The sequence below is a fragment of the Enterococcus sp. DIV0546 genome, assembly GCF_051712785.1.
Lineage (GTDB): Bacteria > Bacillota > Bacilli > Lactobacillales > Enterococcaceae > Enterococcus > Enterococcus faecalis.
Genome location: NZ_JBIOPO010000001.1, coordinates 2,185,839 through 2,202,663, shown reverse-complemented (window position 1 = coordinate 2,202,663; position 16,825 = coordinate 2,185,839). Strand labels below are relative to the sequence as shown.

Sequence of the window (16,825 nt, the reverse complement as noted above, 5' to 3'; positions counted from 1 at the left end):
AGAACCCTTGTGTTACAAGGGTTCTTTTTTTATAGCAAACGGTAGTTGTCTTTTGCTAAAACAACTACCGCTAGTAAAATATCTATAAAATTTAATTGTCTACTTTGACAAATTAACAACAATACAATCATCTACCACTCGGATAGAATCTTTGCTAGGCCAGACATTCATTTCCGCTTGTAAAGCTTTGTGTTTTTCAAAATCTTCTGGTGTAGGATCATTAAAATTTAATCCAAATGTTTTCATATAGAGTAAAGTATTTAAACTAGTATGCACCGAGTTAGGCATGAATTCAAATAATGAGACACCGTTTGTTTCACCTTTTATATTTGAAACATTCCGAGGAGAACGATTTCCATACATTAAAAGTTTATAGGATTCAGGATTCTCAATTTCCATTGAATAAATATTATTTGTAATCATTTCCGCAGTACGTAAATCTTCTTCCGCTGTTAGATACTCAGAATATTCTAGGTTGGTTGTTTCCCGAACTTGAATAAAAGTAAAGAGAATTACTATGCCAACTAATAAATGTTTAAGCACAAAGTTGTATCCCCAGTAAATCATAATAAAGATGAGTAATAACGCTAAAACAGCAGGGAAGTTAGGTACTTCACCTCTAATTGCTGGACGTTTTCCACCTAAAATTGTAAACATGAGTGGGGTGATTAGAATACCTAACAAGGTAATAAAGATGAAGAAAACATTTTTGCGTTTCAGATAGGACATATTAATTAATACAATGACCAGTAAAAGAATACATATCAAAAACAGCGGTGTAAAAAAAGTGTCTCCGACTGGAGGGAAGAATAGTTCTTTGGCGTAATCTTTAATATCGTTGATAGAATCTATCAAGGGGCGTTTACCCCAAAGAATCATATTATCTAGATAGGAGCTTTCAACGTTTAAAACTTTTTTCGCTAACACCGTCATTAGTTGAGATAGAACGAGAGATGAAATAGCTAGTAGAATAAAATGACCAATTTTGAAGGCATAGTCTTTAAAAGAAATTTTAAGGTCATTCAACTGAGCAAAATACAATGCCATTAAAATCTTGAATAAAATTAAGGTACACGCAAATACAAAGAATGATTGGTACATAGTAAGTGTAAATGTCAGCAACAAAAAGCCGAATAATTTAAAAATTTTATTGGGAATATGGTAAATAGCAATGAGAGAAAGTATAACCAAACAGATACCTAATGAAAATTCAAAATTTTGTAGGACGAAGTAAAATTGTTCGCTAAATAATTGACTGGTTGGAAAAATACTTGGGATAATATATAAATACTTTTTGTTATAAATCTGCTTAGTTGAAAGATCAACATAATAGCACAACAAGATAGTGGCAATAGCAAAGAAAATAATAGCTAACAAATTTAAAAAATAAACATTTACATAGTTGTATGTTAAAAGCTTTAAAGCTACTAATCCTGGTCTACCAATCGAAACCCAATGTTTTAAGTAGCCTCTGTAGTTAGTCATTAAGTGCATAGTATCAATAGCGTAAGTATTGTTAAATAGTTTAATACCATAAGTAGCAAAGACGATTAAAAAGCTGTAGATGGCTAAACCTTTGTTTTCTTTAATAAAATGTTTCATTTTTCTCTCCAATATTGTTTATTTGCTAAAACTTGTAAATTATTTATTGATTTTGATTAGTCTATATATCACACTCCCACCTATAATAAAACCCTAATTAATTATAAAATAGATAAATTATAAGAACTACCTAAATTTGAAAATTATTAAATAAATCGTTTTTTTCTTTAACTACAGATAAGCAACAATTTATTTTAAGTCAAAAACTGTTGACGATATTGTCGAGGTGTCATCTCTTTTTTCTGGAAGAAAAATTTTGAAAAATAAGAAGGTGAAGAAAAACCTGCTTCAAAACTGATTTCCGTGATGGTTAAGGAACTTTTTCTTAACAGAGAACAGGCTTTTTGCAATTTTAAGTTTTGTACATAAATACTAGGATTTGTTTGTTCATAACGCTGAAACAGCTTAAATAAATAGCTACGATCAATGTTATATTCAGAAGCTAATTGACTAATTGAAAGATTGTTTGAAAAATTTTCGTGAATAGCCATTTTAATTTGGTTAAATAATTGTTGGCTTTGGTTTTCGTGCTGTGTAACGGAATGATGCTCTAGATAATTCAACAATTGAAAGCTTTCACTTAAACTGCCAAAATGATTATGTTTCTTCGCTTCTTGGTAAATATTTTTAAATAAACTTTCTAATTTCTTATCAGCAGTTCCTTTTAAAATACAATTTTCGGTAGTCAGGCCTATTTTTTCTAAATACTGAGACGAAAGATCTCCAACAAAACCGACCCAATGATAGGTCCAAGGATTTTGCCGATTAGGATAATAAATATTGCGACAATTGGCTGGAATCATAAACAAATCGCCAGCGGTAATGTGTTGTTTTTCCATAAAGGGTGTTGAAAAATAACCTTCACCATCGCTACAATAATGCAAAACCCAATAATTAATGGGGGCAAACTCAGTTGGTTTTGTCGGGCGGCATTTTTCATAGCCAGCTTCATAAAGATGAAATTCTTGGCTAATAGGTTGATCATTAATCAGGATGCTGACATTATTTGTAAAAACATTTTGCATGCTATCACCTCTTTATAAGAGTATGTAAAGGCTTTCTAAAAGTCAACATCTTTACAAGAAATAGGCAACATTTTTTATTTTTAAAAAACTGTAAGCGTTTTACAATGTGTGAGTACTAATTAATTTGATAAAGAGAGGATGTAGTAAAATGGCAACACATTCACGGGAACGATTAGGTTCTGTCGCATTGATGCTCATGACTTTTTCAGCGGTTTTTGCCTTTCCCAGCATTGTTAACAACAGTATTCAGATTGGCCTAGCAACTATTCCAGGCTATTTATTCGGCTCTATTTTTTACTTTTTACCATTTATTCTAATGATTGCAGAATTTGCTTCTGCTAATTCTGAGAATGAGTCAGGTGTTCACAGTTGGTTGGAATCTGTGTTAGGACCTAAATGGGCATTTTTAGGCGCTTGGTCATATTTCTTTGTCAACTTGTTTTTCTTCTGTTCATTACTACCGAATACATTGATTTATGGTTCATACGCTTTTTTAGGTCAAAACGTTTTTCAAGGAAACCATAGTACTAAAATAATTGCAGTGATTTCTATTCTGTTATTTTGGTTAATGACATGGGTTTGTATTAAAGGGGTCTCGTGGATTTCGAAAGTGACTAGCTTAGCGGGTGGTGCACGTTTATTTATGGGCGTAGCTTTTGTGGTTTTAGCCTTTGTCGTCGTGTTTGGTTTTGGCAATGAACCAGCACAAGAGTTTACCACGACGTCAATTATGCCAACTTTTAATTGGACTTTTTTCATGACGATGGCGTGGATTTTACAAGCTGTTGGCGGTGGTGAAAGTATCGGTGTATATATTAAGGATGTTAAAGGCGGCAATAAAACGTTTGTCCGCACGATGATTGGTGCAACGATTGCGGTCGGTATCATGTATATTCTTGGTGCCGTTGCTGTAGGTTTGGTAGTGCCAACGGATGTCTTAAAAGGAAATTTTTCAAATGGTATTTTTGATATCTTTAAAATTTTAGGTACGTATTTCCATATTCCCGCAGCAATGATGGTGCGCTTAGTAGGAATTATCTTATTTGTCGGAAGTCTTGGTTCTTTGGCTCTGTGGACGGCAGCACCAGTTAAAGTATTTTTCTCAGAAATTCCTGATGGGGTCTTCGGTAAGTGGCTAGTGAAAACGAACGAAGAGGGAAATCCAACCAATGCTTTGTTAGTTCAAGGAATTATTGTGACGATTTTAGTTGCCATTCCAGCACTAGGAATTGGAAATATGGATAGCTTTTTAGAAACGTTAATTAATATGACAGCTTCTACGTCATTAGTGCCTGTCTTGTTCTTGTTAATCGCCTATATTGGGCTTCGTTGGAAAAAAGAAACAATGCCGAGAAGTTTCCGCTTTGGTAATCGAACCTTTGGCTTAATTGCGGGGATTTTCTTATTAGCCATTTTTATCTTTGTATTCTTTATGTCAACTGTGCCGGATCCAAAATTAATCATGGAAGAAATCAATGGCACGTTACCGAAAGGAACCGCTAGTCCACTGGGCATGTTGACGTATAACATCATTGGTTTAATTGTTTTTATGGGCTTTGCTTGGATTTGTTGGAAACGGTATGAAACAAAAGAAAAAAATGAAGTTGGTAAAGGAGAAATGGATTATGAAGACTTGGGAAAATTATAAAGTAGATAGTATTAATCGGTTGCTTGGACGAGCACACTTTTCGAGCTTTCCCTCGAAAGAAACAGCGTTACTAAATGAAAATAAATATACACAAGCATACAAAAATTTAAACGGACGCTGGCATTTTCTTTTTTTAGAAGCGCCAGAATACAGCCCAGAAAACTTTTTTGCGACGGACTTTGATACAAGCCAAATGGATCAAATCACTGTTCCTGGAAATTGGCAAGTCCAAGGATATGGCAAAATGCATTACTCTGATTTATGGTACAATTTTCCCATTAATCCGCCGTATGTACCAACAGAAAACCCAACAGGTATTTACAAACGGACATTTGCTATAGATGAAACATTTCACGATAAAAAAATCATTTTACGTTTTTGTGGCGTAGATTCAGCTTATCATGTTTGGGTGAACGGCCATGAAGTTGGCTACAGTAAAGGTGCACGAAATGAAGCAGAATTTGACATTACGCCTTACGCTAAAATTGGTGAAACAAATGATTTAACGGTGCGAGTCTATCAATGGTCAGATGGTACGTATTTAGAGGATCAAGATATGTGGTGGTTAAGTGGTATTTTTCGTGATGTTGAATTACTCGGTGTACCAGAAAATGGGCTGGAAGATTTCTTTATTATTTCCGATTTAGATGATTCGTATCAAAATGGCCACTTGGCAATTACGGGTAAATTTTGGCAAGGCAAAGGACAACAAGTTCAATTGGAGTTGATGGATCAGCAGGGAAAAACGGTTCTTAAAGAGACTGTCGCAGGAAATCAAGGTAAGGTTGAATTTTCAGCAAGTTTACCGTCTGTCACTGCTTGGTCAGCTGAAAAACCATACTTGTATCAACTATTTATCACTGTTTTTTCTGAAGGGGAAGTCGTCGAAGTTATTCCGCAAAAAGTTGGTTTCAGAAATATTCATGTATCTGGTGAGACTTTCTTAGTCAATGGTGTGGCCATTAAACTAAAAGGAATGAATCGTCATGATTATAATCCGAAAAATGGTCGAGTGGTTAGTCGTAAAGAAATTGAAAAAGATATTCGTTTAATGAAACAATTTAATATTAATGCCATTCGAACCAGCCATTATCCAGCATCTGCTTATTTCTATGATTTATGCGATGAATATGGAATGTATGTGATTGATGAAACTGATTTGGAATGTCACGGCTTTGAATTAACCGGAGAATATGATTGGATTAGCAACGATCCAGAATGGGAAACGGCTTATGTTTCTCGGATGGTACGGATGATTCAACGGGATAAAAACCATCCATCAATTCTCTTTTGGTCGTTAGGAAATGAATCTGCGTTTGGTCATAACTTTATTGAAATGGCCCGTATTGCCAAAGAAATGGATCCAACACGTTTAGTTCATTATGAAGGTGATTTTGAGGCAGAGGTCACGGATGTCTATTCTACAATGTATACGTGGTTGGAACACCCAACTAGAGAATTACTGATGAATACGATTATTGAAAATTCAAAAAAACCGCATATTTTATGTGAATATTGTCATGCGATGGGGAATGGCCCTGGGAATTTAAAAGAATACCAAGAGCTATTTTATGCTCATGATAAATTACAAGGTGGCTTTATTTGGGAATGGTTTGACCATGGCATTGAATCGGTAACAGATAACGGTGAAGTTTATTATCGTTATGGCGGCGATTTCGGCGATGATCCAAGTAACAAAGATTTTTGTATTGATGGGATGTTGATGCCTGACCGTACGCCATCTCCTAGCTTGTATGAATACAAAAAAGTCATTGAACCCATTACAACTAGCGCTATTGACGTTCTGTCAGGTGAATTCTCATTATTGAGTCGGTTTGACTTTGAAAACTTGGCTATCTTTAAGCTGGTTTATACAATTACTGAAGATCAAACAGTGATTCAATCAGGGACAGTAGCAGTGCCAGCAATTGCTGCTAGAGAAGAAGGAAGACTGCACTTACCTTATCATTTAGATTTTCCTAAAAAGGCAGGAGCCGCCTATTATTTAACTCTTTCATATCAATTGAAAGAAACGACCGCCTATGCATCTGCTGGTCATGAATTAGCTACCGCACAGTTTGAATTGCCAATTGCAACACCAGGGATTGAGATCACACCAGTTGGCTCGCTAATGGCAAAGGAAATTGGCCCTCATTTATACATTGAAGGACCAAACTTTTCAATTAATTTTGATAAAGTGAAGGGCGCCTTAACGAATGTGACACGAGATGGTAAAAAATTATTGCATAAAGGGCCGAGATTTACATTTTGGCGGGCACCGATCAGTAATGATATGGAAATTATTGATGAAATGAAGAAAAAATATTTCTTACATTTAGAGCATGAAATTGTCCGTTCTTTTGAGTGGAAAAAAGTTGATGATTTTATCCAAGTCATCGTAAAAACAATTAACGGAACGACTAACAGTGCTTGGCATTATCAATGTACCTATCAGTATTTAATTGCACCAAATGGCGAAATTTTCTTCGATTTAAAAGGTAGTCCTGCTGGTAAAATTGAAAATGCGCCAGATATGTTACCACGTTTGGGTGTGACTCTCCATTTAGACAAGTCTCTATCAGAAGTAAAATATTTCGGTAAAGGGCCGAGAGAAAACTATGTAGATTCACAAGAAGCTGGTTTACTTGGCGTTTATGATGCTACAGTGGCGGAAATGTTCACTAATTATGTTGTTCCACAAGCCAATGGTAACCACATGGCGACTAAATGGTCCGCATTCACGGATGATCGCGGCCAAGGGGTAGTAGCAACAGCGGCTGATTCATATAATTTTAGTGTTTCTTATTTTGAAGAACAAGCGCTAGATGTTGCTAAGCATACCAATGAATTGCAAGAAAGTGAGTATGTTGTTTTAAATATCGATTACAAACAAAACGCCCTAGGTAGCTACTCTTGTGGCCAGTGGCAATTAGAAAAATACCGGACTACGTTTGAAGAATTCCAATTGGCATTCCGCTTAACACCTTTTAATAATAAAGAGATTCAAGCAGCGGATGTCGCACATGAACGAGTAAAACGACCAACAATTTCTTAAATAAAAGCTCAGAACAGTGCACATCGGTCTCCTGTTCTGAGTTTTTTTAATGAAATTATCAGAAATTATTGCTTTTTTTTCATGGAAACAAGCAAACTATTTTGTTATCTAATAAAAGTAGTCCATAATAGTAACATAGCGAATTATTCGCTAGATAAAGCATTTAGGAGGAATTATTTTATGCATACTTTATGGGTTTTAATCGTTGGTGCTGTTATCGGTGCTATCGCTGGCGCGCTTACAAGCAAAGGTCAATCAATGGGTTGGATTGCGAATATCGTTGCCGGTTTAGTTGGTTCATTTATCGGAGAAAAAATCTTAGGTAGCTGGGGTCCTCACGTAGCAGGTATGGCAATTGTGCCATCAATTATTGGGGCAGTAATTTTAGTTGCTGTGGTTTCATTCTTCTTCGGACGAAAAAATAGCTAATTAAGTAAATAATTGTTTAATTAGTTAAAGGCACCAAGTCTCACGAATTTCGTGAAACTTGGTGCCTTTTTTTATTTTCTCGTTAATTTTACGACAACTTCACAACGAGCGGTTTGTGGAAACATATCAACAGATTGTAAATAGTCTACTTGATATACTTTGGCTAATTGAACTAAATCACGTGCTAACGTGGATACATTACAAGAAATATACACCATTTTCTTAGGTGGTTGTTTCAAAAGGGCCGTTAATAATTTACGATCCAAACCAGTCCGTGGGGGATCAACTACAATAGCATCAGGTTTAAAGCCTTCTTTGAACCATTTAGGTAATAAGTCTTCAGCTGTTCCAACAGCATAATGTGTGTTCGTAACACCAAGTCGTTTTGCATTGAATCTAGCATCGTCAATTGCGGCGGGAATGGTATCCATACCACGAACTTGATGCGCTTGTTTCGCTAAACTTAAGCCAATGGTCCCGACGCCACAATAAGCATCAACAACAGTTTCGTTTGGTTGTAAATCTAAGGCCTTGATTCCTTCATTATATAAAACTTCCGTTTGTTCTGGATTCAATTGGAAAAATGCTCGCGGCGATAAATCAAAGACAACGTCGTTAATGTGTTCTTCAATGCTTTCTTTGCCCCATAAGTGAAGGGTATCATCACCCATTACTAGAGAGGTTTTTTTATTTTGGACATTTTGCATAATAGAAACAACTTCTGGTAATTGTTCATTAATTGCGCGAACCATTTTTTCTTTTTGTGGAAATTTCTGCGATTGTGTAATGAACACTACTTGGACTTCGCCAGTTTGGATGCCCACTCGAACCATTAATGTTCGAAAGATACCACTATTTTTACGTTCATCATAAATTGGTAATTGAAAGTCATTCAATAAATCAACTAATGTATTCATCACCTTGGTTGTCGCAGGCTGTTGGACCAAACACTTATCAATCGGTACTAATTGATGTGAATCAGCTTGATAGAGACCAGCTTCTACTTGGCCATCGATTTGGCGTAATTGGAATTGGGCTTTATTTCGATAATTCCAAGGATTCTCCATTCCAATTGTTTTTCGTAGTTCATAGTTTTGATAATTGGCTGGTTTAAATTTGTTAAGCGCCTGCTTTAATAAATCTTTTTTAAAGTCTAATTGTGCTTTGTAGGCTAAATGTTGTAGCTGGCAGCCGCCACATGTTTCATAGACAGGACAAGGAGGGACCACGCGATCTTTAGCAGCTTTTTTGACAGATTGAAGGGTTCCTTCAGCAAATTTTGGTGTAACATTTGTGATCGTGGCAGTCACTTCTTCTTTCGGTAGCGCCCCAGGAACGAAAATAATTAATTTTTTATAATAGCCGATACCTTCGCCATTAATTCCTAATCGTTTAATTTTTAAAGAAATTTGTTGGCCTTTTTTTACTAGTTGTTGGGTCATATTCTTTCATCCTTTAGTCATCTCACATTTTTCACTTCCTCCCATTTTAGCACATTTTTATTTATTTGGCTTCCAAGGATTCTATGGTATAGTAGAATATATGTTCTGATTTAGAGGGGCAGGAGAATAAGATGACAACAATCACACGAATTAGTAAAGATAAAGGTGAATTTTATCTACTTTGGCTATCTTCAGGCGAAAAACTGCGTGTCTCGGAAGATATTTTAGTACGGCAGCGTCTGCTAAAAGGCCAAGAGTTATCAGATACTTTAATAGAAGAAATAAAAAAAGCCAGTTCTTATGATGTCGGGTTACAAATGGCGATGAATTACTTAAGCTATCAGTTACGTTCAAAGAAAGAGATTTTTACTTATTTAAAAGAGAAAGAAATTGTACCTGAAGATCGAGTAAAAATCGTTCAACGTTTAGAAGAGCTGCGGTTGTTGGATGATGCAATTTTTAGTGAAAGTTACGTACGGACAGCTATGCGAACCAGTGATAAAGGACCACGAAATGTGGCACAACAATTAAAACAAAAAGGCATTAGTGAAGAAGATATTCAGCATGGTTTGACCTTTTATACGTTAGATGAACAACTTAATGTTGCCACAGCAACTGCAGAAAAAGCCATGAAACGCTATCGAACTAAAAGTTTTAAAGATGCACTTCAGAAAACGCGTCTGCATCTGATGCAAAAGGGCTTTACAAATGAAATCATTGATCTAGCTTTGGAATCTTTAGCTTTTGAAAAGGACGAAGAACAAGAACAACAAGCGTTAAACAAGGAAGGCGAACGTTTATGGCGTGCTAATCAGCGATTTGTTTTTTCTAAAAAAGTCCAAAAAGTCAAACAAAGCTTATTCCAAAAAGGGTTTGACTATGATTTGATTCAGCAATTTATTAGCGAAAAGGAAGTAGAACATGACGAATAAAGAGCCTTGGGAGGCGTGGAGTCCCGCAAAAGTTAGTTCATTCCAGGAAGATTTTTTAGCTTGGTATGAACGAGAAAAACGCAATTTACCTTGGCGAGCGAATACAGATGCATATCGTATTTGGATTTCTGAAATTATGCTACAACAAACTCGCGTAGATACAGTCATTGATTATTTTTATCGATTTATGGAATGGTTTCCGACGATTCAAGATTTAGCGGAAGCGCCAGATGATAAGTTGTTGAAAGCTTGGGAAGGGTTAGGTTACTATTCACGAGCGCGTAATTTAAAAGTGGCAGCGCAACAGATTGTTTCAGAATTTGGTGGGAAAATGCCTGATACAATCGAAGATATTCGGAGTTTAAAAGGAATCGGCCCCTATACAGCTGGTGCGATTGGCAGTATTGCCTTTAATTTACCCGAACCAGCAATTGACGGTAACGTCATGCGGGTAGTGAGCCGTTTATTTGAAATTGATGCAGATATTGCAAAAGCGAGTAGTCGTAAAGTATTTGAAGCGGCGATGCTTAAAATCATCGATCGTGAGCGTCCAGGGGATTTTAATCAAGCCTTAATGGATCTAGGCTCAGCCGTCTGCACCCCAACTTCACCTAAGTGTGAAAGCTGTCCGCTTCAGCAATATTGTGCGGCCTATCAGGCAAATAAAATGACCGCTTATCCAGTCAAATCAAAAAAAGTTAAGCCGAAAGATGTGTATTATGTCGGCACTATTATTGAAAATAACAAGCAAGAATTTTTATTAGAACAACGCCCTGAAACCGGTTTGTTAGCCAATATGTGGCTGTTTCCGATTGAAGAAATTAGCAAAAAACAATTTCAACAATTGCAAAAACTGGCGCAACCAGCAGAAACGGAAAAACAATTAACTTTAGAGTTAGATCCTGTAACAGAGCCTTTGGTTGCTGAAGAACCTGTCAATGTTTTTGCTGACTATGACACAGTTGTCTGGCAAAAACGTGCCTTAGGCGAAGTCGTTCATATTTTCAGTCATTTAAAATGGCATATCTTAGTCTTTTATGGCCGAAATACAGGCGAATTAGCCACACTAGAGTCGCAGCGATGGGTGGCAGCACAACAATTTTCGGACTATGTTTTTCCAAAACCACAGCAAAAAATGGTGGAATTGTTCAAAAAAGAACACAAAAATAAATAACAAAAAAGAGAGACTTTTAAACAAACAAGCCCCTCTTTTTTGTTTCCTCTAGGTTATACCCCTATATAAATTCTGCTATGTTTAGTTTTGAAGGGGACTGGTAAGATAGACTTGTCTCTTGTCTGCTTAGAGGAGTAGTAATGATGGTGGAGACTTTTCAAGAGAGAGGAAGTACAGCCAATGAGTAGGAAGCGAAAAATCAGCTTAATTAGTTTAGTCATCATTTTGGTTTTTGTCACAGTCGGCTCAGCATACTTTGCTGTAGCGGGTAGCTATTTAAAGAAAACAATTGATAAAGGCTATGTTCCCATAAAAAATGATTATAATGAAGCGCAAAATAAAGATAGTCAATCGTTTTTGATTATGGGGCTAGACAATACAATTGAACGGAAATTAGGCACAACTAGGACTGATGCTATGATGGTGATTACCGTGAATAACAAGACGAAGAAAATAACCTATTTAAGTTTGCCACGGGATAGTTTTGTGCAAATTGATGCGAAAAATTACCAAGGGATGCAGCGAATTGAAGCCGCCTATACCTACGATGGACCAACAGCTTCTGTTAACACAGTTGAGAAATTATTGAATATTCCAATCAATCATTACGTTGTGTTTAACTTTTTATCTTTTATTAAGTTAATTGATGCGGTTGGTGGCATAGATGTCAATGTCAAGCAGGCGTTTGATGGTGTCACCAAAGACGGGCCAGGATCCATTCATTTTGATGCAGGGAAACAGCATTTAGATGGTACGAAAGCTTTATCTTATGCCCGTGAAAGGCATAGCGATAACGATATTATGCGTGGATTCCGACAACAAGAAATTATTCAAGCAGTTGAAGACAAGTTGAAATCTGGTCAATCAATCATGAAAATAATGGACATTATTGATTCGTTAAATGGAAACATTCAAACTGATGTGGATTCCAATGAATTGACTCATTTAGTCAAAGAAGGTTTGACTTGGACCAATTATGATAAACAACAGCTTTCTTTTGACTGGCGCACTTTTAGTAATGAAGGGCGCAGTATGGTTGAACTATATCCAGATAGTATTGAAAATGTCCGTCATCAATTACGTGTGTCTTTAAATTTAGAAAAGCCAGATGAACGAGATCAAGACGGCTATGTCTTCCATACGAACGGTGAATTTTTATATCAAAGTGATTATACCGTTCAAGATGAAGCAGCTGAGGAAAACGAAATGACTTCCATCAACGGCAATACGTATATTGGTGTTCCTGGCAATACACAGACCGGCCCGTTGCCATCAGTTAAAACGGAAAATGGCTTTATAAAATAATTTATTTTCCAAGTGTAGAAAATCCGAACATAACAGATTAAATAATCCGCTTACTTATTATTCTTCTAAGGAAAAAACGAAGGATTTTAGCAAGGAAACAGCGTATCATTTGATATAAACCCAACATTCCCTTTATAATGAAAGTAACAAGCAAATTTTTGTTACTTAGAAGGGGAAGGGAGCAAGGAGTTATGTTTAGTTATACAGATACCATTTTGTCAATTATGCAAAGAATTGAAGTATACAACGAAATTTTCAAAGCCATCTCTAAAGAAGTTCAAGAATACGGTTGTAATCAGGCTGCACATCGGAGAGGCCGTGACACTTATATGTTTTGCCGAAATAATGTGAATCGTTTTTTTACAGAAGAAATGATGTTTCGTAAAAATTTAGAGCCGTATTATGATAAAGAAGCAACGAAAATCTTGCTAGAAGGATTAGATACGTATAAAGAAGGAGTATTTTTCTGGTTAGAGGCATTAAGTGAATCTTGCCAAGTGACAGATGAATTGAAATATCAATTAGGAATCCGCCAAAAAGAATCCTCTTATTTATTAATTAATCAAGCTTGTAAAGAAGCCTGTGAGGGCATTCAAAGCGCTCATAGTGTTCATAAGATGTAAAAAGTTAGGGATAGCTGTCAATCTGGCAGTTATCCCTAACTTTTTTATTTCAATATCATCTGATAAGCATAACGTTCGCCATCGTTAACATCTAAAATCACGTCACCTTGATAAACAAAGCCAGCTTTTTTAATCAGGTGCTGCATAGCGAGATTTTGTGGATGTGTATCGATTCGAATATCAGTAGCACCTTGCAAACGAGCGGCTGTAACCAGTGAGCGCAAAAGCACCAAAGCCAGTCCTTGACCTTGAAAGGAACTTTTTAGAGCAACACGATGAATTGCCGTATACGTAGTTTGAGAATGAGGTTGCCAAGAACCATTAAAAATCGCTTCATAAGCAGGATCAATCTCCGAACATAAAACACCAACGCCTGCCAAGGCATCCTCAACCATTAAAATATAGCAAGTTTGCTGGTCGATATCTTTTGCTAAAATTTCTTGATTCGGGCCATCGCCGTTTTGCCATTGGGGAATGCCACTTTTTTGTAAGGTGCGGCGTCCATCTTCAATGATAGCAAGGATGTCAGGCAAATCAGAAGGTTCTGCTTTTCTTAAGTAAACAGTCAAAAAATATTCCCTCCTCTTAGAAACCTGTTGTTGTTTTCAATTGGTAAATTTTTGAAGGGCGGCCAATGCCAACGGGACGTTCACCTAACTCTTCAAAATATTGTGTCATGGCTTTTTTAAAATTTGAATGGTCAATGCTGCGATAATCAACGCCGAGGAACTTCGCAAAAACTTTACGGGCTTCCGTAATGGTGAAATCTTTTCCTAAGACTTGAAGCACTTGCGGTTCATGTTCCATTTTATCAACAACACGATTAAACGCCTTAATTATAATTTCACTATGGTCGAAGGCTAATGTATCTTTACCAAGAGAGGCCGCTGTTTTCAAGTCTAAAGTAATTTCCACATCTTCATGAGATAACGTGATGTGTTGACCATGCCGTTCAAGATTGAACCAATGGACTTCTTTGGCATCGTCGCCAGCAATTAAAGGTTCTTCACCAATAAAGGCTAAATAGCTGACTGTCACGACCCAGCCACGAGGATCTCGATCTGGGCGACTAAAGCTGTGTAATTGTTCAATATTTTCTTGAGAAATCACCACACCAGTTTCCTCTTTTGTTTCTCTTAAAACACTATCTTCAGTAGATTCGTTACGATTAACAAAACCGCCAGGAAGCGCCCATGAGTTTCTAAAGGGGTGACCTTTACGTTGAATCAGTAAGACTTTTAATTGATCAGCTTCCTTGTTGTAACAAAGAAGAACCATATCAACGGTTAAAGAGGGTTTTTCATATTCAGGTAATTCTTGTTGATGATACCAAGTTAAAAACTCTGCTAAACTAGCTTGGCGTTCATAATAATTTTTTTCTTCGGCTTTAGAAGCAAATTGTGGCACAATTGCTCCTCCTTTCAAAAAGAAACATGGTTTTCTTTTATTGTATCATTAAGTGGCTGAAATACAATATTCAAGCGTAAAAAGAAAAGCAAGCCTGGGACAAAAATCACTTTGGATTTTTGTCCCAGGCTTCTACTATAAGAAGTTTGTTCTAGACAGTGTTTATTGTGTTAATTCTAATAATTTATTTTTCAAATCTTCTTCCATATGGCCAAGTTCGATTTCGGCAGCTTGGCGTTTTTCTTTTCCTTCTTGTTGAATACGTAATGTTTCTTGGATAGTTTCAATTAAATCATTTTGTGTTTTTTGTAATGTTTCAATATCGACTAGGCCACGTTCGTTTTCTTTTGCTGTTTCAATTGCAGAAATTTTTAGCATTTCTGAATTTTTCTTCAGTAAGTCATTGGTGGTTTCAGAGACTTGACGTTGAGCAGTCACAGCATCTTTTTGACGGAGTAAGGTCAAGGCGATGACTACTTGGTTTTTCCATAACGGAATCGCTGTATTCACCGATGATTGAATTTTCTCAGCCAAAGCTTGGTTAGTATTTTGGATTAAACGAATTTGTGGGGCTTGTTGAATCGTAATTTGACGAGCCAAGCGTAAATCATGGGTTCTTTTTTCTAAACGGTCTAGGAATTGGTTATAATCATTAACAATTTGGACATCCATTTGATCTCCAGATTCTTCCGCTTTTTTCATGGCTTCAGGAATAATTTGCGTCCGTAGTTCTTCTGCTTTTAATTCCCCAGCGGCAATATAGATGTTTAAGGCATCAAAATAATCTTTATTTTTTTGATACAATTGATCTAACATGGCATTATCTTTTAAAAGACCATCTTTTTCATGGGTTAATTTGACAGCAATTTTGTCAATTTGCGCACCAATTTTTTGATATTTGGCGGTAATTTCGTAAACGGATTGTTTGACTTTACCTAACATTTTTTGAATAAAGTTGCCTTCGCCAGCACGTAATTCATTGGGATTGGCTTCATTTAAACGAAACATTAGATCGGTCAGTGAATCACCAACAGGACCAATGTCTTGTGCTTGAACGTGGTTTAACATCGCTTGCGAAAATTCGCCGAGTTTGATTTGGGCATTTGAACCATAGGTAATTACTGCTTGTGAATCTTGAACGTCAATTTTTGAAGCTAACTCTTTTGCTTGGGCTTGACGTTCTTGTGGTAATTTATCAATTAAACGAGGAGCTGCTTGCTGTTCTTTTAACTCAGATAGTTCATTTTGTTGCGTTGGTGTTAGTTCATCCATTGATGAAAATGGATTACTTAATAAATCGTCCAATGTATTGGTTACAGATGTTGTTTCTTTGGGTTGTTGCTCAGTCATTTTTTTTCCTCCCTAATGATTATTGCTGGTCTTCGTTTACTTGAGGTGATTCCTCAGTTGCAGCTTTTTGCGACAAGCTGCTTTTAGCGATCGACATTTCGACATCTAAATCGTCTAAGTCATCGGAAACGATTTCCTCATAATCATTTTTAACTAATTTTGACAATTGGTCAATGATTTGTGCGCTTTCTTCTAATTTTTCATACGTTTGTTTGTTTTTTACTTCATGTTGTTCGATTTCTAAATGCTTACTTGTTAAGTCAACGATATTTGGTAAATGTGTATAGAGAAAGTGATTGGCTAAGTGTAACTTTTTAGGTTCTTTCACTAACTCTTTAAACAGAGCTTTAGAAACCTTCGTTGTATCATTACGTAAGTCAATCGCCCGTAATTTAGTTGAACGATTCATGTTTTCTTGTAATTGTATGATTTGTTTTTTGGCTGTGCTCATTGTACTTCTGAAAAAATCAATTTCTTGTGGAGATAACCCCAACTCACGATAATGGGCTTCTTTATCTTTTGTTAAGTAAGGCATTTGATCGCTCTTGTCGGCGGCATTTTTCTTTTTTCGATAGAGAACGAATACTAAAAAGCCTACCAGAATCACAAAAGCGAAGAAGCCATATTCTCTAGCGACAGCAATGATTAAGGCTCCTAAAAGAATATAGCCAATCAGTAATTTTGTATTTAATTTGTTCATTTATATAGTTCCTCCTATCTATCTAATCCTCGAAAGAGTCAGCTCTCGTTACAATAGTTATTTTAGCATACTCTGTGAGAGAAAAGACATACAGCGGAAGATGTATTTTATGATTTAGTGAAATCCTAAGAAA

The 16,825-nt window shown here is 36.3% G+C and carries 14 protein-coding genes; 7 read left to right on the top strand and 7 right to left on the bottom strand.

Annotated features, from left to right (window positions below; genetic code table 11):
- Positions 1 to 99: 99 nt before the first annotated feature.
- Both IGJ24_RS10615 and IGJ24_RS10610 read right to left on the bottom strand, forming a co-directional pair.
- Entirely contained in the window at positions 100 to 1,602 is a 1,503-nt protein-coding gene (locus IGJ24_RS10615; RefSeq protein WP_048737888.1) for a glucosyltransferase domain-containing protein, read from the bottom strand.
- A 194-nt stretch (positions 1,603 to 1,796) separates the two neighbouring features.
- Positions 1,797 to 2,627, bottom strand: a complete 831-nt coding sequence (locus IGJ24_RS10610; RefSeq protein ID WP_289865615.1) for an AraC family transcriptional regulator — start codon at positions 2,625 to 2,627, stop codon at positions 1,797 to 1,799.
- A 148-nt stretch (positions 2,628 to 2,775) separates the two neighbouring features.
- Between IGJ24_RS10610 and IGJ24_RS10605 the strand changes: the two genes are divergently transcribed.
- From IGJ24_RS10605 to IGJ24_RS10595, 3 genes are all read left to right on the top strand, one after another.
- Positions 2,776 to 4,275, top strand: a complete 1,500-nt coding sequence (locus IGJ24_RS10605; RefSeq protein WP_129193759.1) for an amino acid permease — start codon at positions 2,776 to 2,778, stop codon at positions 4,273 to 4,275.
- On the top strand, positions 4,208 to 7,330 hold the full coding sequence (gene ebgA / locus IGJ24_RS10600) for a beta-galactosidase subunit alpha (protein WP_289865616.1): 3,123 nt from the start codon (positions 4,208 to 4,210) through the stop codon (positions 7,328 to 7,330). Before IGJ24_RS10605 ends, ebgA begins: the two co-directional genes overlap by 68 nt.
- A gap of 180 nt (positions 7,331 to 7,510) precedes the next feature.
- The gene (locus IGJ24_RS10595) at positions 7,511 to 7,759 is read left to right on the top strand and encodes a GlsB/YeaQ/YmgE family stress response membrane protein (protein ID WP_002356434.1); all 249 of its coding nucleotides are present in this window, start codon (positions 7,511 to 7,513) and stop codon (positions 7,757 to 7,759) included.
- Between the two features lie 71 nt (positions 7,760 to 7,830).
- On the opposite strand, the gene rlmD is transcribed toward IGJ24_RS10595, so the two are convergent.
- Entirely contained in the window at positions 7,831 to 9,201 is a 1,371-nt protein-coding gene (gene rlmD, locus IGJ24_RS10590; RefSeq protein ID WP_129193757.1) for a 23S rRNA (uracil(1939)-C(5))-methyltransferase RlmD, read from the bottom strand.
- Positions 9,202 to 9,332: 131 nt separating this feature from the next.
- Between rlmD and recX the strand changes: the two genes are divergently transcribed.
- The 4 genes from recX (at position 9,333) to IGJ24_RS10570 (ending at position 13,235) form a co-directional block, all read left to right on the top strand.
- Entirely contained in the window at positions 9,333 to 10,133 is an 801-nt protein-coding gene (gene recX, locus IGJ24_RS10585) for a recombination regulator RecX (protein ID WP_438775404.1), read from the top strand.
- Positions 10,123 to 11,307 carry an A/G-specific adenine glycosylase gene (mutY, locus tag IGJ24_RS10580; protein ID WP_289865617.1) on the top strand — a complete coding sequence of 395 codons (1,185 nt, stop codon included), beginning with the start codon at positions 10,123 to 10,125 and terminating at the stop codon, positions 11,305 to 11,307. The genes recX and mutY overlap by 11 nt, the downstream gene beginning before the upstream one ends.
- 180 nt (positions 11,308 to 11,487) lie before the next feature.
- Entirely contained in the window at positions 11,488 to 12,612 is a 1,125-nt protein-coding gene (locus IGJ24_RS10575) for an LCP family protein (protein WP_002356443.1), read from the top strand.
- Between the two features lie 137 nt (positions 12,613 to 12,749).
- The gene (locus tag IGJ24_RS10570) at positions 12,750 to 13,235 is read left to right on the top strand and encodes a hypothetical protein (protein WP_002356444.1); all 486 of its coding nucleotides are present in this window, start codon (positions 12,750 to 12,752) and stop codon (positions 13,233 to 13,235) included.
- Between the two features lie 44 nt (positions 13,236 to 13,279).
- On the opposite strand, the gene IGJ24_RS10565 is transcribed toward IGJ24_RS10570, so the two are convergent.
- From IGJ24_RS10565 to IGJ24_RS10550, 4 genes are all read right to left on the bottom strand, one after another.
- Positions 13,280 to 13,804, bottom strand: a complete 525-nt coding sequence (locus IGJ24_RS10565) for a GNAT family N-acetyltransferase (RefSeq protein WP_002362532.1) — start codon at positions 13,802 to 13,804, stop codon at positions 13,280 to 13,282.
- 16 nt (positions 13,805 to 13,820) lie between these two features.
- A complete protein-coding gene (locus IGJ24_RS10560; RefSeq protein ID WP_002384084.1) occupies positions 13,821 to 14,660 on the bottom strand; it encodes an NUDIX domain-containing protein in 840 nt (279 codons plus the stop codon).
- Positions 14,661 to 14,804: 144 nt separating this feature from the next.
- Positions 14,805 to 15,992 (bottom strand): toxic anion resistance protein, encoded by a 1,188-nt coding sequence (locus IGJ24_RS10555; RefSeq protein WP_002356447.1) that lies wholly within the window; start codon positions 15,990 to 15,992, stop codon positions 14,805 to 14,807.
- A 19-nt stretch (positions 15,993 to 16,011) separates the two neighbouring features.
- Positions 16,012 to 16,692 carry a 5-bromo-4-chloroindolyl phosphate hydrolysis family protein gene (locus IGJ24_RS10550; RefSeq protein ID WP_002356448.1) on the bottom strand — a complete coding sequence of 227 codons (681 nt, stop codon included), beginning with the start codon at positions 16,690 to 16,692 and terminating at the stop codon, positions 16,012 to 16,014.
- Positions 16,693 to 16,825 lie beyond the last annotated feature (133 nt).